The organism is Nostoc sp. NMS8 (assembly GCF_017115045.1).
In the GTDB taxonomy this organism is placed as follows: Bacteria; Cyanobacteriota; Cyanobacteriia; order Cyanobacteriales; family Nostocaceae; genus Nostoc.
Genome location: NZ_JABXKK010000090.1, coordinates 80,764 through 103,301 on the forward strand (window position 1 = coordinate 80,764; position 22,538 = coordinate 103,301).

19 protein-coding genes are annotated in these 22,538 nt (G+C 42.3%); 4 read left to right on the forward strand and 15 right to left on the reverse strand.

Features of this window, described 5'->3' with window-relative positions; genetic code table 11:
- The first annotated feature begins 73 nt into the window (after positions 1–73).
- A complete protein-coding gene (prmA, locus tag HWQ39_RS19125) occupies positions 74–994 on the forward strand; it encodes a 50S ribosomal protein L11 methyltransferase (protein WP_292848384.1) in 921 nt (306 codons plus the stop codon).
- A gap of 130 nt (positions 995–1,124) precedes the next feature.
- Positions 1,125–2,405: a hypothetical protein gene (locus HWQ39_RS19130; RefSeq protein WP_292848387.1), complete on the forward strand. Its 1,281-nt coding sequence runs from the start codon at positions 1,125–1,127 to the stop codon at positions 2,403–2,405.
- 247 nt (positions 2,406–2,652) lie between these two features.
- On the opposite strand, the gene HWQ39_RS19135 is transcribed toward HWQ39_RS19130, so the two are convergent.
- The 12 genes from HWQ39_RS19135 to HWQ39_RS19190 all read right to left on the reverse strand — a co-directional run bounded on the left by HWQ39_RS19135 (position 2,653) and on the right by HWQ39_RS19190 (position 16,845).
- Entirely contained in the window at positions 2,653–3,999 is a 1,347-nt protein-coding gene (locus tag HWQ39_RS19135; protein WP_292848390.1) for an NAD(P)/FAD-dependent oxidoreductase, read from the reverse strand.
- Positions 4,000–4,531: 532 nt separating this feature from the next.
- Entirely contained in the window at positions 4,532–5,731 is a 1,200-nt protein-coding gene (locus HWQ39_RS19140) for a DUF4159 domain-containing protein (RefSeq protein WP_292848393.1), read from the reverse strand.
- 81 nt (positions 5,732–5,812) lie between these two features.
- Positions 5,813–6,847, reverse strand: a complete 1,035-nt coding sequence (locus tag HWQ39_RS19145; protein ID WP_292848396.1) for a phage tail protein — start codon at positions 6,845–6,847, stop codon at positions 5,813–5,815.
- A gap of 79 nt (positions 6,848–6,926) precedes the next feature.
- Complete coding sequence (locus tag HWQ39_RS19150; RefSeq protein ID WP_292848399.1) at positions 6,927–9,125, reverse strand: putative baseplate assembly protein; 2,199 nt, start codon at positions 9,123–9,125, stop codon at positions 6,927–6,929.
- Positions 9,122–9,535, reverse strand: coding sequence for a GPW/gp25 family protein (locus HWQ39_RS19155; protein ID WP_292848777.1), 414 nt, complete (start codon positions 9,533–9,535; stop codon positions 9,122–9,124). Before HWQ39_RS19155 ends, HWQ39_RS19150 begins: the two co-directional genes overlap by 4 nt.
- A gap of 142 nt (positions 9,536–9,677) precedes the next feature.
- On the reverse strand, positions 9,678–10,019 hold the full coding sequence (locus tag HWQ39_RS19160; RefSeq protein WP_292848402.1) for a hypothetical protein: 342 nt from the start codon (positions 10,017–10,019) through the stop codon (positions 9,678–9,680).
- Positions 10,020–10,517, reverse strand: a complete 498-nt coding sequence (locus HWQ39_RS19165) for a PAAR domain-containing protein (protein ID WP_292848404.1) — start codon at positions 10,515–10,517, stop codon at positions 10,020–10,022. It lies immediately after the preceding gene.
- 116 nt (positions 10,518–10,633) lie between these two features.
- Positions 10,634–12,364 (reverse strand): VgrG-related protein, encoded by a 1,731-nt coding sequence (locus HWQ39_RS19170; RefSeq protein ID WP_292848407.1) that lies wholly within the window; start codon positions 12,362–12,364, stop codon positions 10,634–10,636.
- A 44-nt stretch (positions 12,365–12,408) separates the two neighbouring features.
- On the reverse strand, positions 12,409–12,963 hold the full coding sequence (locus HWQ39_RS19175) for a hypothetical protein (RefSeq protein WP_292848410.1): 555 nt from the start codon (positions 12,961–12,963) through the stop codon (positions 12,409–12,411).
- A gap of 38 nt (positions 12,964–13,001) precedes the next feature.
- Entirely contained in the window at positions 13,002–16,067 is a 3,066-nt protein-coding gene (locus HWQ39_RS19180) for a hypothetical protein (protein WP_292848413.1), read from the reverse strand.
- Between the two features lie 23 nt (positions 16,068–16,090).
- Positions 16,091–16,615, reverse strand: a complete 525-nt coding sequence (locus HWQ39_RS19185; RefSeq protein WP_179065051.1) for a phage tail protein — start codon at positions 16,613–16,615, stop codon at positions 16,091–16,093.
- Positions 16,615–16,845: a hypothetical protein gene (locus HWQ39_RS19190; protein ID WP_292848418.1), complete on the reverse strand. Its 231-nt coding sequence runs from the start codon at positions 16,843–16,845 to the stop codon at positions 16,615–16,617. The genes HWQ39_RS19185 and HWQ39_RS19190 overlap by 1 nt, the downstream gene beginning before the upstream one ends.
- A gap of 191 nt (positions 16,846–17,036) precedes the next feature.
- Between HWQ39_RS19190 and HWQ39_RS19195 the strand changes: the two genes are divergently transcribed.
- On the forward strand, positions 17,037–18,626 hold the full coding sequence (locus HWQ39_RS19195) for a DUF4157 domain-containing protein (RefSeq protein WP_292848421.1): 1,590 nt from the start codon (positions 17,037–17,039) through the stop codon (positions 18,624–18,626).
- An 85-nt stretch (positions 18,627–18,711) separates the two neighbouring features.
- On the opposite strand, the gene HWQ39_RS19200 is transcribed toward HWQ39_RS19195, so the two are convergent.
- On the reverse strand, positions 18,712–19,047 hold the full coding sequence (locus HWQ39_RS19200; RefSeq protein WP_292848424.1) for a XisI protein: 336 nt from the start codon (positions 19,045–19,047) through the stop codon (positions 18,712–18,714).
- 341 nt (positions 19,048–19,388) lie between these two features.
- Between HWQ39_RS19200 and HWQ39_RS19205 the strand changes: the two genes are divergently transcribed.
- Positions 19,389–20,135, forward strand: a complete 747-nt coding sequence (locus tag HWQ39_RS19205; protein ID WP_292848427.1) for a DUF4157 domain-containing protein — start codon at positions 19,389–19,391, stop codon at positions 20,133–20,135.
- Here the strand turns inward: HWQ39_RS19205 and HWQ39_RS19210 are convergent.
- Entirely contained in the window at positions 20,103–21,080 is a 978-nt protein-coding gene (locus HWQ39_RS19210) for a LysR family transcriptional regulator (RefSeq protein ID WP_292848430.1), read from the reverse strand. The two genes, HWQ39_RS19205 and HWQ39_RS19210, sit on opposite strands and share 33 nt — an antisense overlap.
- Before the next feature lie 522 nt (positions 21,081–21,602).
- On the reverse strand, positions 21,603–22,517 hold the full coding sequence (locus HWQ39_RS34440) for a WGxxGxxG-CTERM domain-containing protein (protein ID WP_366932285.1): 915 nt from the start codon (positions 22,515–22,517) through the stop codon (positions 21,603–21,605).
- Positions 22,518–22,538: the final 21 nt, after the last annotated feature.

A 22,538-nucleotide genomic window follows, 5' to 3' on the forward strand; every position in this document is an offset into this window, starting at 1 on the left:
ATAACTCTCTTAAACTCAGCACTCAGCACTCAGCACGGGCTGAACGCCCCGCTAGCGCTAACAGCACTCAAAAATGGCAAACACCTGGTGGGAACTACAGATTTTATGTGAGCCAGACCTAGAAGATTCGATCTTTTGGCGACTGGAAGATTTTGGCTGTCGTGGTACAGCTAGCGAAAACAAAGGAAACTCATCTTTAGTCAGGGCTTATCTGCCGACAATTCAAACAGAGCTACTAGATTTGGCAGCACTATCGCTGTGGCTGCGTCAAGATGCCCTCTGTGTAGGAGTTTTATCTCCCTCACTACAATGGCAGTTGATTGATGAGGAAGATTGGGCGACTAGCTGGAAACAATATTGGCATCCGCAAGAAATAGGCGATCGCTTCCTAATTAACCCAGCTTGGCTACCACTACCAGAAACAACAGAACGGTTAGTGATTCGTCTTGACCCTGGTGTAGCATTTGGTACGGGCAACCATGCTACGACTCAGCTATGTTTGGAATCTCTGGAAATGCGGCTAAGTGGGGTCTCTCAGTCTTTTGTGGGTAGTAGTGGCAAACATGAACATCTGGTAATTGCGGATATTGGCTGTGGTTCTGGTATCCTTTCTATTGGAGCGCTGCTATTGGGTGCAGAGAAAGTCTATGCAGTAGATAATGACCCTTTGGCGGTGCAATCAACCTTTAGTAATGGTGCCCTGAATGACATTAGCCCAGAACGTTTACTACCAGCATTAGGAAGTGTAGACGTTTTGACAAAATTAATTGCAAGTCCGGTGGATGGTATCGTCTGCAATATTTTGGCTCATGTAATTATTGAATTGATACCAGAAATGAATGCGATCGCTAAACCTGAAACTTGGGCCATCTTCAGTGGAATTTTGCTGGAACAATCTAAAGCTGTTGCTGACGCCTTAGAACAAAATGGTTGGGTTGTCGCTACCCTGTGGAAACGAAAAGAATGGTGTTGCTTAAATGTACGGCGTTCTTAAGCCAGTTGAAATTATCGCAATCCTAAATCGTTTGTAAACAATCAGATCCCCTACTTCTTAAATAAGTCGGGGATCTTTAAGTAAGTGACATAATATATAGATTACCCACTATTGACTTTTGAAACTAGCGATGAAAGAACGGCTACAAATCCACAAAAAAGCTGACTCATCCGCTTATTCGTCAGAGCAAAGTCAGTTGCAAGCGCATCTATTAACTACCCTCTCTCAACTCCGCTCCAACCAGCCTATAGTACAGGCTAAAGTAGAAAATCAGAAATTTCAACAGTATCAATTTGAGGTAACAAAACTCCAAATACAAGCCAAGCACGGCACGATCACAGCAGAGGGACAAGAGCGACTCACTGTATTGCAAACAAAGATGAATGAATCGTTGCAGCAAGGAAAAGAACACTCTTCCCAATTTGGCCATCACCTGAGCAAAATGGCGATCAAACGTGCTGATATTGTGTCAATGGGACAAATACAGCCAAAAGTCACTATTGGTCAATCAGGAGATCAATATGAGCAAGAGGCGGATAGCGTCGCTACTTCTGTAGTTAACCAAATTAATCGAGTTGTTTCAGAAAACCAGGATGCACAGCAGACAACCCTACCAGGTATTAAGAACGAACAAGCAAAGTCTGAAGAAATATTAGCAGCAAATAACTCAGCAGATAAAAAACAAAAATTTTTACAAGAATACTCGCTAGCCAAAACATTAGTAAATGGCATAGATGACACATTACCAGAAGATAAAATCCTGGAACAGCTTTTCAAAAATTTTGGAAATATTCAATTTCAATACACAATGGTGAGTAAGAGTCAAGAGACTCTATTAAAAGGCTCTCCAGAAGGAGATTGTCAGACATTAGCTCGTGCTTTTAAAAAAGTTGCAGAAGAATATTTTGGTATTGAAAAAATAACAGTTGAAAGTATTGCCAAGCCTTTTTTGAGTGAAGCTGGAGCTACGCCACACCAAGGGAAAAAGCCTAATTGTGATGATGGTAAACGATGGTTTTTTCAAAACCATTATTGGGCTAGCTGGAATGGCAAAATTTATGATGTTTTATTCCTCAGCAATAAACGAACTGAAGCCGATATGGCAAAACAGGTGCAACCACTCAAATCGATGTTGATGCCTGAAGAAGAGTACTATGAAACAGAAAAAGGAAAGATTGTATATCCAATTGTCAATAAATACTCAACTGTAGAGGTTGCGATATTTGAGAAAGTGAAAAATTTTGTTAATAATCTTGGTCGGTTTCTCTCCAGCAGCATGAGTGCGATCGTCAATAAAATTCGGTCTTTATTTGCCCAAAGCGGAAACAACACCAGTGGTTTTGATTCTCTAATGAGAGAACTTGAACACGATAAAAATAATGCTGCAATTTCAAACAACCAAACTCAATAATTCCAACTTTTTGAAAATCCTTAATCGGTGTAATGAAGATTCTATAATCACGCAAAACCGTCCCTCTCCGAGTCGGAGAAGGACAGACTTGAACTTTAGTTCAAGGCAGGGAGAGGTTTATCGAATTTATGTTAATTCTTCTCCCTAAAGCCGTTAATTTCTCTTGCCATCTCAAAATAAGGGAAGGTACAGTCATCACTCTAACAAGCTCTTATAGCATCATTGAATGATTCTATAATTGCTGAAGTTACAGAGGTGTCACAGAAGGCCTTTGTACGCTATTCTTAACAGTTTTTCCTTCTACAAAACCATCTCGACCTGTAATCAATCTAGAGCGACGATTACGAGTGATATAATTCCATGCCCACTGAATTGCTACTACTACTTTAGTGTCAAACTCGATTAAGAAGTAGATGTGAATTACTAGCCAAAAGAGCCAAGCAATGAAACCTTTGAGTTTGACTAAGCCTAAATCTACAACAGCTAAATTTTGCCCAATCATCGCCAAAGTACCTACGTCATTGTAACGAAATTGTGGCAAAGTCTCACCTTGTAGCCTGCGTTTAATGAGTTTAGCTACATACTCTCCTTGTTGTTTGGCTACGGGTGCAACACCAGGTAAGGGTTTACCATTTTGATGAGAAAAGTTGCCTAAATCTCCCACTACAAAAATGTTGTTATAACCCTTGATAGACAAGTCTGGTTCTACAATCACACGTCCAGAGCGATCGCACTCTACACCTGTACTATTTGCTAGGGCTTTCCCCATAGGCGAACCTTGAACACCTGCTGCCCACAAGATAGTTTTTGAGGTAATTTCTGTCAATTCATCGCCTTGCTTGAAAGTAACGATGTTACCTTCAATATTTGTCACTCTAGTGTTAGTGTAGACAGCCACACCCAACTTTTGCAAAGATTCTGCTGCTACTTTCGATAATTCTGGTGAAATGTGTGGGAGGATGCGATCGCCACCTTGCAATAGTACAATTCTCGCTTCTGAAGTGTTGATGCTGCGGAAATCTTCTGTGAGAGTTTGGTATGCTAATTCTGCGATCGCCCCGGATAATTCTACACCGGTGGGCCCACCCCCGACAATCACAAAAGTCAACAAAGCACGGCGTTTTTCTGGATCGGTTTCTTTTTCTGCTGCTTCAAATGCCGAAAATATCTGGCGACGCATTTCTATGGCATCTTCAACAGTTTTCAAGCCAGGAGCAAATTCTTTCCAGTTATCCTTACCAAAATAGGAATGGTTAACACCTGTGGCGACAATCAATGTGTCATAGGGTACTACTTCATCACCTAGAATAACTTGTTGCGCTTTTGGATCGATATCATTTACCTCTCCCAACAGCACTTTTGTATTCTTGCTTTTGCTGAATACAGATCGCAATGGTGCAGAAATATCAGCAGGTGATAGCGTACCTGTGGCAACTTGATATAAAAGCGGCTGAAATAGGTGAAAATTACGTTTATCAATGAGAGTAACATTTACATTTGCTTTCTTCAAAGCTTTTGCTGTATACAGTCCACCAAAGCCGCCACCTACGATAACAACCTGATGTGGTGCATTTTTCTCAAGTGAGATAACCATAATAAATATTTCCTTGTGTTAAGAACTTGTAACTATTCTTAACAAAGATGTAACAGCTTTATGATGCAGGTTGCTGTTTATTTAGAACAATTGAAAAAATAGTGAAAGTAGCTAAAGTTATTTATTACCCCTTAGTTTGGGGTTTTCCTCAGCACGAATTTGGCATATCTGTTGGCTGCCATGCCCGCCCGGAAATAAATTTTCGGGCTAATAGCTTAAGTCTACTGAAGTAGACTGGAGATTTTTGGCGATATTTAGTCATCTTCAGATGACTTTAGCTATGAGACGGGAATTGAAATTCCCGGCGGACGAGGGTTTCACGTTAAGTTGACACCAATGGCGACACGATAGCCCAGTCCATAGGGCGGGCAAGATGCCCACCCCACAACTTTGGATAATTTATTTCTTGGAGTTCCCTTAAGGCTTTGAAACCCACGGAGGTGGGTTTTGTTTGTATAGACGCGGTTTCTAACCGCCGTTTCCCGTTAAGTTGACACCAATCCCTTTTCTGCCCCCTGCCTCTTTTTGACTTTCACCACTGCCCGGAATTATCTTCCTGCTGCAAACCAATTAACTGTCGCCGTTTCCAAGCATAGTGAAGAATATTAATCCCTAATTCCTGAGCTGTACGAATGGTCAATCTGGGTAAACTCAAATCTCTATCTAGTCCCCAAGCAGTTGCCAAATCTCCAACAGCTAAAATAATTCCTCCACCAATTAATAGTTTAATCTGCTGTTGATTAACCATTGGCAAGGCAGCAAATAAGAAAGGCTTTGTCCTTAAAGGATGACTCCGTTGCAATTCTTCTAAAGGTCTTAAAGGACTTTCTAATTGTTGTGCCAAAGCTTGAGTACTCTCAATTAGAGGATTAGCATTTATTGGTGCATCAACTAGAAGCACACCACCTAAATTTAAATAATTTCTGAGGGATTCAAATTCGAGGCTATTTAAAGAAATTGCTTGTCCACCTGTAAGATAAAGAATGTCATAGTCTTGGATATTTTCTGCTAAAGAAACCTGACCGGGTTCATCAGCCCCTCGCAAGCTTGGGTATAGGGGTTCTACTGCTTGTAACAAATACGAAAGGCTGAAAAAATTACGCGCACATTCGGGATCGCTATGATTCGCCTGTGCCATACAGACAAGTGCTTGGGGACGCATTTGTGCTTGACGGCGATAACGCAAATCAATATTGTTATATCCAGGAAAGAAAGCATCCGCAGGTTGGATAATTTCAGTATGTCCTGGTTGCAGAAGTATCCGACATATTTCTATTTCTGAACTGGCTGGTGTAGAGTTTCTTTGGTCAATTCGATAAGTTTCTTGAACAATATCTCTTTGCTGCCCGCGTCGCAATTCATCAGGATCTACATAGCTAACTACTAAGTAGATCATGAGTGGTTCAGAACTTACTACTTCTATATCAATAGGAAAATCATAAGAAGTCGGTACAACAATTAGATTGCCGGCTAAATCAATTGCAATGCCAGGTTGAATTTGTACCCAACGTCCATCTCGATATCTAGCTTCAACTTGGCTTGGGGCACTTATATCTCGAACGCCTAAACCGCAGACGATTCCTGGTTGGTTTAAACTTTGATATTGGGCGTTTTGCCGATTCCGGTGATATTCATGGGCTGTGCGCCAACGTTCCGCATTGATTAGTAAGCCGTCTGCGGCTTGCAGGCGCTCAAAAGATTTTATTGGTGGTGGTGGGAAAGGGTGGGACATAAGTAATTCAAAATTTAAAATTCAAAATTCAAAATTTAAGAAAAGCTCACGCAGACTCGTAGAGAGAAGGAGTTAAATATTTTATTGGTTAGAAGGATTTTCAATAGATAATTCATAAGTGCAAAAAGCTGGTTTTTCTTGTTCTATGATTCTTTGGATAAGTTCTTCGTTGATGATGCCACTAGAAATATTTGAACGCAAGCGTACTATGAAATGATATGGTTGCCCACCTGCTAAAACGGCATTTCCTAGTTGTGCGTCTCCGATAATGAAACTTGGGCCAAAAGGTTCTGTAATACTAATATGTTTATCAGCTTCATTAGTTAAATTTTCGTCTAGTGGTAAACCGGTATAAAGATGCAAGTAAAGACGCAATCCTTTACGAGTTCCTCGCCAGCGATAAAGTTCTACAGCTCGGCGAATTAAACGCCGCTGTTGCTGGAGATCCCAAACAGAATCTACTTGCCAAGCAACCCAATGAGCCATAAAGGGTAGTAGTGCTTGCGGTGCTGTCAAGGGATCGAGGTTTGCCCACATGACGTTATAACTATTAACTATTGGTTGAAAAGCTTGCTCAAATATCTTCATGAAGCGACCAATAAAGTCCACTTCTCGATACAAAATTGGCAAGAATTCCATATAGGCAGTATAGGGGCGGATGTATAAATCGAAATACTCGCTTCTCTCGATTTGTTCGTTGTCCGTACCTGGGTCTATATGTAGGGTAATTAGGCTGCGAAAATTGAGCGTTAGTTTATCTTTTTTACCAGGTGAAATTGCTTCTTGGTCTTCAAAAAAGGTGTCGGGAATTGAGAAGTAGAGAACAGCATCCATGTGTCCACGAGGCGGTATTTCACTGCCTTCTGTGCCAATTTGACACCACTGGGATGGGAAGTTACCCTCAATGCTTAAACTCACCCGCAAAGGACGTTGTTCTAAGTTTTGTACTTGGACAATCATCTCGCTGGGATGCCCAGGATGCAAGAGTAAACTACGTCCAGCGACATCGATATTTTCCGCATTTGCAAATGCTAAACCTGCCACAGGTAAAGCTTCGGGGATTTGCATCGGCGTTAATTGAATGCTTACAGCTGGACTAGAGCGACTTTGAACCATAGGATTGGGGATTGGGGACTAGGGATTGGGGACTGGGAGGAGAATAACTACTGACAAATGACCAGTGACAAATTACGAATTACGAATTACGAATGATTTGGATGTCGTGATTTGAACGCAGATTTGTATCAGCCCAAGAACATATCAAACCTTCCGATCCTGGGTCAATCAATTGTTCTGGTGATGGTTGTCGTCGCCAAACTTCTCCTTGCTTGCGGATGGGAAACAGCAAAACTGGGCCTAAATGCCGGACACCTGGGGTTTGTTGCAGTAATGCGACAATATCTGATGTATAAACGGGTCGCCCAAATGGCCAACCTTTGCCGTCAATTCCTCCAGTTAAGGGATTTAGATATTTATATAGCGATCGCCTTAAATTCCGGCGAACTTCCTCGCTGGCAAAAGTGTTGTTGTATGCTGGCTCTAAAGCAACTTCTGTCTGTACCGAAACACCTACGTAATTTGGCTCTTGTAACTCTACTTGTACCCCTAATAAGCGTCTTTCATCTAAATAACTCAAAATTTGCTCTTGCAGGGCATTACTGAGGGCAAATTCTTCTGGTGTCATGCCATTGCCTTGTGCGATCGCATCTGTATTTGCATAAGGAACTACCAGTAAACTAACTATACCAGCTTGTCTGCGAGAATTTGCTGGCAAACACCGGACGCGAGCGATCGCACCAGCACCCGCCTGTTGAGTTAAAACTTCAAAATCTTCAGCAGTGACGGCGCGATCGCGCGTACGGAGGATACGGGGAGCCTTTATCACAGCCTGTTCCAGCGACTCGGCATCCGCCCCATTGATTGCTGGTACACGATTGACCACACTAGCAATATATGGATACGCAGACTTCAAAAACTGGATTGCCCCAGTTTGCACATTGCCTTCTCTACCGCCGCCTGTACGATAAGTAACCATCCTAATTTCTGAGCCACGGGGAGGAATCGCCCCATATTGGTGTTCGGATTGGTTATTTTCCAGAACTTGTACAGATGTGTCATCTAGTGATGGTTGCTGAATTCGCGTCCGTACCTGTGTTTGTTGTTTAAGTTGGCTAGGTTCCCGAATCAGCGGCCCGAATTGGATTGTACCAGTGATGGAATCGATGGTGTAATGAAAGTTATGCGGGCCAGAATCAGCAAAATCTCTCACTTCAGTCCACTTTTGCGGCAAACCACCAGCAGGAGTAACTAAAATATACTCATTTTCTCGGCGTTCTAAAATTGGTGCTGTTTGTAACTGGAAACTTTGACCGGGTGTACCATCACTAATTCCCAATCGCTCATCTAGAATCAGCGTACTGTGACTAGCCCTAACAGTACCGCCAATTGACTGCACTGCTAAACCAATAATCCTTGGTGGACGATTGTAACCAGTTTCATTTGCTTCTGTCGAAACAAAGCTACAGCGCAACCAGCGACCTCGGTATGAGGTAAAATTAGCCACAGGCCAAATCTGCGGTAGATGCAAACGTACCTCTGCACCTTGAGACGGGTTTCCACCCTGTTGAGCGATTTCATAAAAACTGAAACCGCGAGTTTTATCATCTGACTCTTGCAATAAAACGGGTTGCCAATTTTCCCCGTCCCAGGCTTCCCACCTCCGGGGTGGTTGATTGGGGTTAATCCCAGCCGGGGTAGCCGCAGCTCCCTGGAAAATAATTTCTAAAACATTAGCGTCTAAGGGATCATCAGAATTAATTGCTAAATAAAAGCAATTACCAGGCTGGGGTTCCTCTTCAAATATTGGTTGTTCATTACCTGTCCAGTAACCGTTAGATTGACGAGTCCAGGAAGTTGTGACTCTTTCGCGCAGAGATTGGGGAATATCTTCGGTAGTTTGGGCAGTTAAGAAATGTTGGATGCGGGGTTTGCCGATAATTAGAGGAGCATCTGTACTGAAGGTAATCGCTTCTGTGGTTTCAGTGCGGATAGTTGAGGCTTCCAATCCGGCGGGAATCGTGTAGGCTTCAGGTAGTGCAGCGCTTAAATAAAAAGTTAATTCCGTGCGGGCTGGGGCGGGAGGCTGGAGACGAATACCCAGTAATTCTAGGAACGCGACATAATTTTTTCGGGGTACTTGGTTAAATCTGAGTAACATCTGGTCAGTTAACCAAGCAAATAACTCAATTAGCGTAATTCCTGGGTCACTAAGATTGTGGTCAGTCCATTCTGGACAGTAGCGAGGAATACGCATAATACATTCTTCCACCAAATCATCGAAGGCGCGATCGTCTAAATTGGAAGAAGGTAATTTCGGTAAAAAGTCAAAGTTCACGATTCCTCCCCAGCTGACACCAAATAATAAGGATAAACAAAACTATAAATATCGGGGCTGTCTTTAAGTCGATAATTGATGATAATGTCCACTCTGCCACGCATAGGATCAGGATCGGTGACAATTTCATCGATAGTAATGCGTGGTTCCCAAACTTCTAAAGCTTCCAAGACATAAAGACGGATCCGCAGTAGGGTATCGCTATTCAAAGTTGCAAACGCCAATTCTGACAAGCGCGAACCAAAGGTAGGTCGATAAACCCGCTCACCTACTCCCGTGCGGAGGATAATCCAAATAGATTCTTTAACTTTTTGATCTTCACGGCTAAGTTGTATCCCACCTTGCACATTTAAATGCAGTGGATAAGCCCAACCTGTTCCCAAATAGGCTCGATCGCGACCATAAACCATATCTGGCACTTAGACAGCTGTTACATGGATATCTTCAAAGATATCGGCACAAAGGGTTTAAGCCTATTCGCCAAAGGTCGAGGATGAAGAGGTAGGCAAGAGTTTAAGATTCCGAAGTGGATTAACGGAGTTCCGAGGTGGATTAACGGAGTTCCGAAGTAGATGAACGGAGTTCCGAAGTGGATGAACGGAGTTCCGAAGTGGATGAACGGAGTTCCGAAGTGGATGAACGGAGTTCCGAAGTAGATGAACGGAGTTCCGAAGTGGATGAACGGAGTTCCGAAGTGGATGAACGGAGTTCCGAAGTAGATGAACGGAGTTCAAAGGTGGATGAACGGAGTTCAAAGGTGGATGAACGGAGTTCCGAAGTGGATGAACGGAGTTCCGAAGTGGATGAACGGAGTTCAAAGGTGGATGAAAGAGATTCTAACTCCCCCTTGCCCCCTGCGCCCTGCCCCCTGCCTCCTGCCCACTGCCTCTCCAATCAGCCGCCAATCAAAACAGTGGGATTACCTTTGATAATTTTATTCGGTGGCCCCAATGCTTCTATAATGGTGTCGCCCATCCGAGAGGCTGGCAGATTGTTAATCAGCACAGTCTGACTACCATCAATTACAACCCCAGGGCCGTGAGGAGGTAAAGGTAAAGGTGTGGCGCAATTATGAATATCAGCACCAGCAGCAGCAGCAGCGATCGCACTACCCATAGTAGCCGCTGATGTTGCCTTTGTAGTTTGTTCGGCAGCTAAAGCAGCAGGTAGCCCTGGTGTACCAGCCGCCGATAAAGTAGCAGCCTCAGCCACTTGGATAGCTGTATCAGAAGCAGTTTTGGCGGATTGCAAACCTGGTACTGCGGCAGCAAGCACACCCCGCCACGCAGGTAAAGACCCAATCAACACATTAGGACTACCCGGCCCTCCTGTTAAAACTGGGGGTAAAGGGTGCGCCACATTGTCGGTAATTCTTGCTGCTGGTCTACCCATCACAACCTCCTATTATGTTTATTACAAATTACGTTAGCGCAACAGTAGCGAGTCCACGTACCCTTACAGGGAAGCAAGCTACGCTTTTAGCGTCTCGTGGAGAGCGTCATTACGAATTAATTAAGTCGAATCAATGCACCTTTGACTGTAATTGTGCCATTGGCTGAAATGTCTATATTGCCAGCAGCATCTAAGGACATATTACCTGTTGATTTCACTGAAACAGATTTACCCATGTCGTCCATTTTGATTTTATGACCGCCTTTAGTTTCAATTTCTATACACCTTTGACTGTCATTGAGATATATTTTGTGACCGTATTCAGTTTCTACGCGAATACCTTTTTTACTACTTCCTTTATCTTCTTCAACAAACTGTAGAGTATGACCAACACGAGTTTTAATGGTGCGTAATCTCACAGCACTTGTAACCGAGTCATTCACCTTTTCCGGTGGTGCATCTTTGCCATTCCATACCCCACCAATAACGTAGGGACGGTGGATATCACCATGTTCAAAACCTACCAAAACTTCATCGTTTACCTCTGGTAAACAGTCGAAACCTCTGTTGGGGCCTGCTCCCACAGCTACAACTCTCGCCCAGTCACTTGTATGTTCTTCTGTGAGAGTGGGAAACTTTACCTTCACCCTACCCCATGACTGTGGGTCTTTGTTATCAGTTACAATCCCCACTAAGAGAGTCTCAGATGGCTGGAGACGTTTTTGTGGAGATAGAGTTGTGAATAAGTTACCAGAACGTAGTCCCCGGACGCTGAAATCAGTTTCATAAACGCGCTGATTAAAGAAATGGCGGGTTTCTGTAACATAATACTTACCACTATAGCGATCGCCCATACCTTTAAGCTTAACAACTCGTCCAGGACGAATCTCAGGATTCCCTGCTGCTTTCGCATCTGCATAAACAAATTCTCCTCCCAACTCATCACACAAAGCCTGAGCCATAGCCTTTGCTTGCTTTTGACTGGCGACAGGCTTATCTACAACAATCATTTTGGGAGACTTAAGATTAGAAAATGCAGTACTGGTACTACTTCCTAGCTGATTGCCTGTCTCGGTTACTTGCTTTTCTTTATTAGCTGTTTGGCTAATCAATTTTTTCTGAGCATAGTCCCAGGCACGTACTTCTACAGAACTCACCTGTTCAGCACTGGTGACGCGGGTACTAAATTTACTAATATCATCAAGCCATTCTAATGCTAGAGATTCCTGAATTTTTGGTTTGCAAAAGTTCAGCTTATCCTCTGTAATAAATAGTTCAAAACCATTACGGGCTGCCCTTTCTCGCAGAAACTCCATATTAGTTTGGTTTTCTTGGAAAACATACTTATTAACTTCGCCTGTCGAATCGATATCGCCAGGTCTTATGCCTACTTCTTGAACTATTTTTTTGACTATATCACTATCAGTTTCATTCAAAAAAGAACGATTATAACGACCTCTGTGAAGACGATGAGAAATATCATAACCACGAACAATAATATCAGCTTCAGATTTTTCATTGAAGTGAACTTCCATCGCGGTAATTTCGCCTTCAATGAGAGTTTTTTCTACCTCATCTTGAAAATTATTATCTAGAGTAGTACTCGAAGTAAAACCCAACTTTACTTTTTTGCCAATTTTAAACAACGGCTCATGTCGCCAAGCCTTATTTTCTGCTCGGTCAGATGTAGGAATATAGCTATTATGTATTACTAGCGTAAACATTGCTGGCAAATGAAGGCTTTCTTCGATTGTTATTTGCAACAAATCCTTCATTAATTCAGGCGAAGCGGGTTTTCCGTCTATCTGAATTTTAGGTTCGCTTAAATAAAGACTTTTTTTAGGCATAAGTAGTAATCTATAAAATTAAAATGTTCCAACAATCCTAAATTTTAAGTATTTTTTCCCAGTTTGGGACTTGGCTGGCGACTTGCACCTTTAGAATCAGATTCGCGTCCTCCAGGAAGGTTATTTTTATCTACTTCTTGCAAGGCTATATCTACCAGCGCCCTAACTGGTGTACCATCACTCAGAAACATATTTAAAGAGTAAGTTAGACTCGTAATTACACAATAAAAATACTCTGATCCCCATGTAAATATATAAACAGGTGGACGCTTATCAGTTGCTCTATTGATAGTTTCCACACCTTTCTTAATATTATCAATATACTTTTTCATCACGGAGTCTTTCGTTTCATAAGTATCATATAATAATTGTTTCAGTGTAAATTTATAAGGCTCAACTCCAGAAAAGTTGACTTTCGGAAGTAGAGTAGTTCCTCTATTACCTTGCTTACTTTCCCACTTCACAGTTCGAGCAAAACTAATATCTGTAGGATTAAACATTAATTCAATATCTGGTGCTTCACCGTTATAAGCTACAAGTTTGGCTTTCTCAAGTTGCGGTTGGCGCTTTTGAATAACAATAATTGCGGGACTTGCCATTTGAATAGTTCTCCAAAAATTAATTATTGAATAGAAAATTACCAAGGTAATCGACCAGAGTAACCGCCATGACGTTCTCGCTCAATTTCTATCCGTTGTCGTAATCTGTGATAAATTTCACGGGCTAGAGCTTCAATATTAGCCGTATCATCTGTATCATCTTCTTGAGAAGCTAAAGAGGTATTCTCTATTGTCTCAGTTATCGGTTGTATTTCTCTAGATATGTCGGGTGGAGTCACTTCTCCACCATCAGCAAAGCCTCTAGGTGTAGGAAGGTGTTTAGCAAAAACTTGTGGCGACTCTGAAACATAAGAAAAATCATAATTTTGGCTATTAGATTCCACATCACTAAAGTTAAAGCTAGTGAATTCATCATTATTTCCATTGAGTAAATCTTCCACACTTGACCATTGAGAAGGTGTATTTGACCATTGCGAAGGTGTATTAGTGCGGGGATTTGCTTTTCGGAAAATTAGGGGAGGTGAGGAGTATTGAGGTGAAGGTTCATCCACATCAATTGTTTCGTTTTGAAGAGGATTAAGCTGTGGAGAATTGAGAATTGAAAGTTTCTGTTTACTAATATTCAACCCCAAAGAAGAAGGAATTACAGAATTGGATATCTGAGGTGAGTAAGTTTCGGTGCTTTTTAGTTGTAATGAAGTGTCTGGAAAAGAATCGACTTTAGTCGGAGTCTCTGGAGAAGTTGTTTCTTCTGGTTCTGTGGGATTGGGTGTCTGTAAACTTGGAAGGATAATATCTTGCGGTGTTCCACCAGTGTTGATGTGATGTAGTAGAGGTAAATTCTTCTGTGCATCTCTAATATTAATCACAAACTCCCCAGGCGTAAGCATTGCTGGTACTGTATCCGAGGGTGCTATTTGCTGACGATTTTCAACGTGGGAGTCTGTTACATGACCACCAGTAGCATAACCTTTAGGTGCTGGCAAATTTTTAATAGTCGCGTTTTGCTCAACTTCAGATGGTATAGTTACCTCATTTTGTGCGGAAGTTGCTTCTTCCGGGATATCTGGATTATCTGGATTATCTGAAATATCAACCTTTGTTGATATCTCAGAATTTGTTACCGCAAAGGGAAGTTCTGATTCTATTAGTTGTTCATTGTCAATAGTTTTCCTGAAAATACTCTCAGTTGTAACGATTTTAGGTAATGTGGCGGGAATTGTTGATGTGTTAACGTCCTCGTGAGACATCACAGTTTCATCAATCTCAGGCGATGTGGCGGTAACAGCTAGTGCTTCACCAATCTCAGGTGATGTGGCGATAATTGTTGGTGTTTCAACAATTTTAGGCGATGTGGCGATAACTGTTGGTGTTTCCACAATCTCAGGCGACGTGGCGGTAACTGCTGGTATTTCAACAATCTCAGGTAGCGCTAAGATGGGATAACTTTCTGTATACTCGTTGATAGTATTCTCAATACTGCTGTCATCTTGTAGCGAAGTTACATTTGTTGACACATCTAAAAGATTATCTGCAATAGCAGATTGTGACTCTAAAGTTACTAACTGTTGATGATTATCAGAGTTTTGGAATAAACTGGGTGTGTCTTCAATATCGGCTGAAGTTGGTGTTAACTGAATAGGTATACTGGCTGGAGACTGACTCGTAAAACTAGAGACAATCTCTTGTTGTATTGTAATCGGGCTTTTTGCAACTGAAGACTGAGAATTAGGTACAGCAACATCCTGTGGTGGTGTATAGCTGTGCGCCCTTACTATATTTTCATCATTCGCAAAAACATGAAGTGTGTCATTAAGATCAGGTGATGTCAATGTTGATAATAAAGCTGTATTTTCTAGAGAATTATCAGCCACAAAATTATCTGTAGCAAAATTATTTAGATTATTTTCTAATATTAAGTCTGCTCCAATATCTGTAATTGCCTCAAAATCACTATTTCCACTTATATATGATGACTTTTCTTCTGGCGATGGAGATATAAAGGTTGATAAAACCTCATTCTTATCTATTAAATTTATTGAAGAAGCGATGCTTTGATTATCAATTATCGAAGGAAGTTGATCTGTTTCAATATCCTGTTGTGGTAGCGTTGATCTGACTGGAATATCTGAAATACTAACTAATTCTGATGCTTCAGGGATTATCTGCTGTTCATCATTCCCCAATAAACTATGGGGAACAAATGTTTGATCTACATTTTGTTGATAAAAAGGAAGTTCTACAAGTGAAGATTCTGCTAAATCACTTGTATTATCATCTAATTTATTTTCTTGTTGCAATTGTAAAATACCTTCTATCTCAGACGATTCTCCACTAGGTAAATTAAATGCTAATTTAGCTTTTTCTTGCAGTTCTTTGTTAGTAATATTTTTATTAAACAAAGTCAATTTATCTTTAACGTCAGATAAATTTGGTGTACTTACACTAGGCGTTATAATACCAATTGAATTATCATCATTTGTAATATTATCTAAAGCAATATCAAGTTGTAAAGTGGGAAGTTCTAAGTTAGCTTCAACAAGCAGAGGTTTATCTGATGCTAATAAGCTATTTTCATTTGAATTAATAGGAATGTTGCTTTTGTCAATAAACTTAGTTGCAGATGATTTGATCGGTTTTTTAGTCTTAGATTTAGTGGCTGACTTTTTTTCTGGGGGCTGTTGAGATTTATTTGTTTTTTTTGATTTAGATTTAGATTTATTTTTAGCACTAATATTGATTTCTGATGAGGTATCATTACTCGTATTGTTTTCAATGCGAGTTGGTATTATCTCTGGAATACTAGCTTTTACTGTTTCGCTACTGTTAATATTACTATTTTCTAGCGGATTTATGAAATCAGCAGAATCAAATTCCAGTAATGAAAATTCATTATTTATATCCTGAGTATCCCAACTATCCCAACCTATTAGTGGCTGTATCGATGGCTCATATTCACGAGATAAGAAAAACTTTGAGGATGTAACTAATGGTAGTTTATTTTGAATGGAACTGATAAAATTACTTCGTGAATTTAGAGAATGAGACTCTTTTCTTAATAACATTTTGTGAGGATTAGATAAAGACGCTCTAATCCCAAGGGGATGAATATTGTTTCCTAATGTAGGTTGAATAATTTGCATAGTTATAGTTGAAAAATAGCCGATTAACTAGAAACGAAATATCCGGTTTTTTGATTTCGTTGTACAGAACTACCTCCTCCTGTAGCTCTGGCAACTTGTAAACCTTCATAAGCTAAAGTTAATTCTTCAATGGCAACGGCTTTGCCATCTGCTTGAAGTGTCGGTGTTTTCCAGGTTATAGGGATAGCACCAATTAAAGTCCAACTCATCATTGTTTCACCGGCTTGATTGAAAATCAGAATATTGACATTGCGCCGGGATGTTTTCTTTTGTTCATCAAAAACTGCATTCATCCAGTTCCAAAAACCTGGATGATCGGTAACTCCACGTTTAAGAGTTATGTCTGTAAATTCTGTATGACCTAAATAAATTCTTTGCTGATCGTTGACACCACCTTCTTGAAACACATTTTTCTTAATTTGAATACTTAATCCTGAACATTCGGCGAAAGATGCAGCAATAGAACTGTCTATCTCAACGTAGAAACGATTAGTAGTGACATAATTTAATTCGTGAGTAATGTTGCCGTTATTAGCGCCTGTAGCCATCACAACCACCTTTGAGAATCATAATTACCTACCCTTTCGCGCTGCGATCGCAAGTCCTCTAGCAGCAGTTTATACACGTGTTCTGTAAGTTGGTTCAAGAGCCGCGAGTCATAGAGGTATTTACCCGCAGCATTCGCCGCCTTGCTTGCCGCTGAAACCCCTGCGTAGCCAGCAGTACCGCCAACGTCTCCATCGAATGTGAAAAAACTTTGTTGCTGTTTTGAGTCCATAAATAAAAAACTCTCCTAGAATCAAGGCTAAAGGTACTGCATCAGAATCAAAAGTAGCCAAAAGTCGAACTTAGTTTTTCCCCGGATTTAGATTTTTGAGGAATTGTGTTGGAAATGCGATCGCAGTACTCTAAATTGTGAGTAACAGCAAAATACTCATCTAACTACTGCTTGGGCATCAGGAGAATAAAATGAGAGAACAGGTTAGCCGGCAGAAAAAAACTACTACAGGCTTCTCAATTCCATCCCTGAAACACCCGACACCTAGCTTTGGTTTGGAGTCGTCGGCAATTTCACGTCAAGCGGTTCCAAAAATACAACCACTCCATAAACCACTGACTCACGATATCAGTCGTATACCACTACGTACCCAAGCAAAACTTTCAATTAGCCAGCCTGGAGACATTTATGAACAGGAAGCCGATAGCGTCGCACAGCAAGTAATGCAAAGAATGGCGCAACCTGGAAATCGTCAGCCTATCCAACGAGAAGCATTGCCAGAGGAAGAAGAATTACAGATGATGCCGATGATGCAGTGTCAGGCTGAGGCTGGAATGGCTGCTACGCCTGACCTGGAAGCGTCCATTAACCAAGCGCGGGGGGGTGGACAGGCGATCGCAGACAACATCCGCGAACCGATGGAGGTGGCGTTTGGCGCTGATTTCAGTGGGGTAAAGGTTCACACGGATGGTAAATCTGACCAGTTAAATCGGTCAATTCAGGCGCGTGCTTTCACGACGGGACATGATGTGTTTTTTGGCCAGGGGGAATATAACCCAGGAAGTCGCGACAGTCAGGAGTTGTTGGCGCATGAGTTGACTCATGTTGTGCAGCAGAATGGGGGAGCGGTGAAGCGATCGCTATTAGAGAAAACGCAGGAAGATTCCTTTTTAGAAGCATCTGCTGAACCGATACAGCAACCCATCCAGAAAAAAGAAAGCCTTACAGGAGCAATCACGAGCTTGACGACTGCTTTATCCGGTGGGCACGTAGTGCAACTGAAAGTCAAGATTAAGGGTAAACCAACAAAAACATACGCAAACTTTGGTGCTTTTAAAAAGTCCCCGCTCTATAAGCCACTCATAAACAGTCTCACCAAATATTCTCCAGAGGTAGTTGAATTCCACCTCAAACAGCTCTTTTCTACGGATGCAGAATTTGAAAACGAACAACATTTTACAGAAGCACTAACTTATGACATCGAACATAAGAGTATGCCGGATCAGGAATACACCTTACAGGAGCAGTACATGACACTTTACGGCTGGAAAAAACGCGAGACTGGAACGCAGTCAGCAACGGATGCTGAACCAGCTGAAGGCGAACCTGAAACATTGAAGGTATACCGAACAATGAAATTAGAGGATTGGAAAGAACTTGAAGGAGGTAATCACGCGAAGCTAAGTGGACATTTAGGAGACTTCAAACAGGCTCAAAACTACTTATATCGTAAAAGCCCTGAGCCTAAAGTACTTGTAGAATTTACACTGCGTCCCGGAGCCGAACGGGAGTTGTTTAGTAGTGGGATAATGGCGTTCCCGGATGTCAAGGGAAAGACTGTGCCAAATTTGATAAAAAGCACATTGATAAAAGAAGGGGGGAGCGACTCATTTGCAAAGGCATCAACGAATGAGGGCACAGCACCGGACAAGGTTGGGGTTAAGTCAGAGGGTGGTGAAGCTGGGTTTAGTCTGGGGATTGGTGGCGGTACATCGCCTGAAGTATTTATGGGGCTAGTTGCAAACATGAGCGTCATTGGGAGATCGGAGGCAGAAGGTTGACCTGACCATGTAGCAAGCGAGGTGCGTTAACGAAGTACGATCGCCTGATTTTGTAGGGTACGTTAGTACGATCGCGATGTTGCCGTTAAAAAACTCCATAGCCCGTATATTCCCGCATTTCAGGAGATTGAAATCCTAGAACAATATCATCTTTCGGAACCCCTAGCTCTACAAGTTCTTGAGCCACTCTCATTTCCGTCATATTCTGCTCAATCGAAATTTTTCCCTGTTTAATATCCAAATGTAAAACACAACCATAGACTCGCCGATGACCATCCCATCCCACATTCATAACCATGTAATGGTCTTGTTTTGTATCAAAAACAGTGTAACAATCAATCTGACCATTGGCTATTGGGATAGCAGCATAAGCCGTCAACAACGACTGAATGATATGGCGATTAGACTCTAGGGTATCCATTGTACAATTACGAATGGCACTAAGTTAAGCTGAAGAGTATGCAGCGTAAAGATTGCAGAGGGGCAGGGGGGCAAGGGTGCAGAGGGGAATTTCTAAATATCCGAACGCAAATACCTAAAACTTCTTCTTTCTCCCCTGCTCCTCTGCTCCTCTGCACCCCTGCTGCCTCAACGATTTTCCCTTTTTTTAGTGCCATTCGTACAATTACCTCTTGAATTGGGTTGCCGAAAATTTAGACTTTCGATAAATTGTATTAAAAGTGCGATCGCTATACTCTAATTAAAGACTATCAACTAGCATAGATATTTATCCACCGACTGATCGGGCATCAGGAGAAGTACATGAGAGAACGCATAAGTCAGCCCAAAAAAGCAACCACTGCTTCCTTCTCAATACCTGCACTCAAACAACCGACGCGTGGTTTTGGTTTAGACTCCTCTGGTGCTTCGTCCCAAGCAGTTCCATCGGTGCAACCCTTCAACAAACCACTAATGCACGACATTAGTCGTATATCACTGCGTCCCCAAACAAAACTCACTGTTAACCAGCCAGGAGATGTTTACGAGCAGGAAGCTGATAGAGTAGCACAGCAGGTAATGCAGACGATGGGCGAGTCTGTAAGTAAGCAGTCTGTGCAACGGGAAGCGTTACCAGAGGAAGAAGAATTACAAATGAAATCTCTAGCAGATGCTAATACTTCGCTACAACGGGAAGCATTACCAGAGGAAGAAGAAGAATTACAAATGAAATCCCTGGCAGATACCAATATTTCGCTGCAACGTCAAGGTGATGGAGTTGCAGCCACATCTGACTTGGAAACTTCAATCCAACAGGAACGAGGAGGCGGACAGCCACTTTCAGACAATATCCGGCAACCAATGGAACAATCTTTTGGGACTGACTTTAGCAGTGTCAAAATCCACACAGATAGCCGCTCTGACCAACTCAACCAATCTATCCAGGCTCGTGCCTTCACCACAGGACAGGATATATTTTTCCGTCAAGGAGAATATGCTCCAGAAAGTCATGGAGGGAAGGAATTACTTGCCCATGAGTTAACTCACGTTGTCCAACAAAATGGCAGGTGACAAAGGCGATCGCTCCTGGTCAATTTGTAGTGGTATATTTTCTAGCACCAGTTGCCAAAAGTGTTTGATGGGGGGAATTTGCAGACGGTCTTGAGTTGTTACCATCACTACCCGACGAGTCAAACTGGAACCATCTGCTAAACCATTAGTATGATTGCTAGCTAAGGAACGAATCGCCAGGGTAGGGTCAAGACGTGCCTCCAGTAATGCTGATTGAGGTAGCAAAGCTATTAGTTCTCCTTGGCGCACAACTCCCCGAAATGCATCTAGGGTATTTACCTCCAAAGCCGATTGGAGTGTAGCTTCCATGCGCTCAAATCTATCTTGTATTAAGCGCTGCATCCCATAACCATCTTTAAAAACCACTTGGGGATAACGAATTAGCTCCGACCAAGGGATGAATTCATATTGGGTCAGGGGATGATTGGCTGCGGTTAAAACTTCTATCGGTTCATCATAAAGAACTTCTACCACCATTTCTCTACTGGTGGTTAAAAAGCGATTATTCATCACAATTGCTAAATCTACCAACCCATCTTTGAGGACTTTCAGGGCGCGATCGCTTCCTAATGAAGTCACCCGCAATTGCACATCTGGATAATCATGACAAAATTTTTGTAACACTGGTGGTAAGTAAGATCCACATAGGGAGTGAATCACGGCAATGCAAAGTTCTGGTTGCTTTCCGGCGATTAAATCGGCTAATTCTTCTGTCGCAGTCTGCCACTCTTGGCAAATTTTGCGGACGCGGGGTAGCAAACGTTCACCTCCTAGCGTCAGCTTGGCATGACTGCTTCTGTGAAATAGTTCTATCCCCAAATCTGCTTCTAATGCTTGGATTTGGCGACTAATCGTCGATTGGGTAACACCAGATGTTCGCGCTGCTTGTTGAAAGCTGCCGGTTTGGGCGATCGCTAAAAAGGCTTGCAACTGCTCTAGGCGCATTTTTATGTAGCCTGAATTACATTTATTGGTTTCATTAAGTTAACGGATTTTTAACCATAATTTAGTAGAGTTTGTTACATAGCGGTTCCCAAGTGCATAAGGTAATCATGTTAAGACATCACCCCCAACCCCTCTTTGTGAGTTTAAAGAAGGTAAATAACAGGGCAAACACATCTAAATGTTAACAAAGTGGCAAGTAGAGGTGTGTCTTAACCCACATTCTGCAGATATTGAAGCAGATTGAATAATTATTAATTTGAATATTGAAAAGCCTGAAATGATTATCAGATAATGATTTCAGGTTTTTTTATAAAATAATCTATCAGCAAACAAGAACTCCTTGCAATCATGCCTAATCACAATCAACGATCGCTATCTTATGCAACTGTTGAAAAACATACGGTTTTGTAGAACCTCAAGCAGATAGCCGTACACTTGCGTATACGGCTGCGATCGCGTCAGATTTGCAAGAGGTACAGAGGGCAGAAACTACAGCTGTACGCTCCTAGAGTATTGTGAATACTATTTTTTGCGAGAACCTGTTACTTCATCAGGATCGCTATAAGCCCGGACTTTTTCACGATTACGAGTTAGTCCTGCTAAACCAGCTAAACCAAACAAACCTAGCCAACCCCAATTGAAACCGCGATCGCTAGTTCTTTCAGATGTTGTGATGCCTGCATTCCTATTAGTACCTGTAGCATCAGTGCCCATTGTTCCAGTACCTGTGGAATCAGAACCTGTTGTGCCAGTACCTGTACCAGTTCCAGTACCTGTGGAATCAGAGCCTGTTGTACCAGTGCCCGTTGTTCCAGTTCCAGTACCTGTGGAATCAGAGCCTGTTGTACCAGTGCCCGTTGTTCCAGTTCCAGTACCTGTACCAGTGCCCGTTGTTCCAGTACCTGTACCACTGCCCGTTGTGCCGGTACCTGTACCACTGCCCGTTGTGCCACTACCTGTACCACTGCCCGTTGTACCAGTACCTGTACCACTGCCCGTTGTACCAGTACCTGTACCACTGCCCGTTGTACCAGTACCTGTACCACTGCCCGTTGTACCAGTACCTGTACCACTGCCCGTTGTACCAGTACCTGTACCACTGCCCGTTGTACCAGTACCTGTACCACTGCCCGTTGTGCCGGTACCTGTACCACTGCCCGTTGTGCCACTACCTGTACCACTGCCCGTTGTACCAGTACCTGTACCACTGCCCGTTGTGCCAGTACCTGTACCACTGCCCGTTGTGCCACTACCTGTACCACTGCCTGTTGTGCCAGTACCTGAGCTAGAGCCACCACTGCTAGAGCCACCACTGCCAGAGCCTCCACTGCCAGAACCTCCACTCTGAGCAAAAACAGAAGGGGGTAAGGACACAGAGGCGAAACTCATGGCAAAGACAGTAGCTAAAACAGCTTTAGATAAATTCAAAGGCTTCATAGTTATGGTTCCTTGTATGTT

Coding starts and splice junctions, on each gene's coding strand:
- prmA (WP_292848384.1), top strand. CDS start 74: ATGGCAAACACCTGGTGGGAACTACAGATTTTATGTGAGCCAGACCTA.
- HWQ39_RS19130 (WP_292848387.1), top strand. CDS start 1,125: ATGAAAGAACGGCTACAAATCCACAAAAAAGCTGACTCATCCGCTTAT.
- HWQ39_RS19135 (WP_292848390.1), bottom strand. CDS start 3,999: ATGGTTATCTCACTTGAGAAAAATGCACCACATCAGGTTGTTATCGTA.
- HWQ39_RS19140 (WP_292848393.1), bottom strand. CDS start 5,731: ATGTCCCACCCTTTCCCACCACCACCAATAAAATCTTTTGAGCGCCTG.
- HWQ39_RS19145 (WP_292848396.1), bottom strand. CDS start 6,847: ATGGTTCAAAGTCGCTCTAGTCCAGCTGTAAGCATTCAATTAACGCCG.
- HWQ39_RS19155 (WP_292848777.1), bottom strand. CDS start 9,535: ATGGTTTATGGTCGCGATCGAGCCTATTTGGGAACAGGTTGGGCTTAT.
- HWQ39_RS19165 (WP_292848404.1), bottom strand. CDS start 10,517: ATGGGTAGACCAGCAGCAAGAATTACCGACAATGTGGCGCACCCTTTA.
- HWQ39_RS19170 (WP_292848407.1), bottom strand. CDS start 12,364: ATGCCTAAAAAAAGTCTTTATTTAAGCGAACCTAAAATTCAGATAGAC.
- HWQ39_RS19175 (WP_292848410.1), bottom strand. CDS start 12,963: ATGGCAAGTCCCGCAATTATTGTTATTCAAAAGCGCCAACCGCAACTT.
- HWQ39_RS19180 (WP_292848413.1), bottom strand. CDS start 16,067: ATGCAAATTATTCAACCTACATTAGGAAACAATATTCATCCCCTTGGG.
- HWQ39_RS19185 (WP_179065051.1), bottom strand. CDS start 16,615: ATGGCTACAGGCGCTAATAACGGCAACATTACTCACGAATTAAATTAT.
- HWQ39_RS19190 (WP_292848418.1), bottom strand. CDS start 16,845: ATGGACTCAAAACAGCAACAAAGTTTTTTCACATTCGATGGAGACGTT.
- HWQ39_RS19195 (WP_292848421.1), top strand. CDS start 17,037: ATGAGAGAACAGGTTAGCCGGCAGAAAAAAACTACTACAGGCTTCTCA.
- HWQ39_RS19200 (WP_292848424.1), bottom strand. CDS start 19,047: ATGGATACCCTAGAGTCTAATCGCCATATCATTCAGTCGTTGTTGACG.
- HWQ39_RS19205 (WP_292848427.1), top strand. CDS start 19,389: ATGAGAGAACGCATAAGTCAGCCCAAAAAAGCAACCACTGCTTCCTTC.
- HWQ39_RS19210 (WP_292848430.1), bottom strand. CDS start 21,080: ATGCGCCTAGAGCAGTTGCAAGCCTTTTTAGCGATCGCCCAAACCGGC.
- HWQ39_RS34440 (WP_366932285.1), bottom strand. CDS start 22,517: ATGAAGCCTTTGAATTTATCTAAAGCTGTTTTAGCTACTGTCTTTGCC.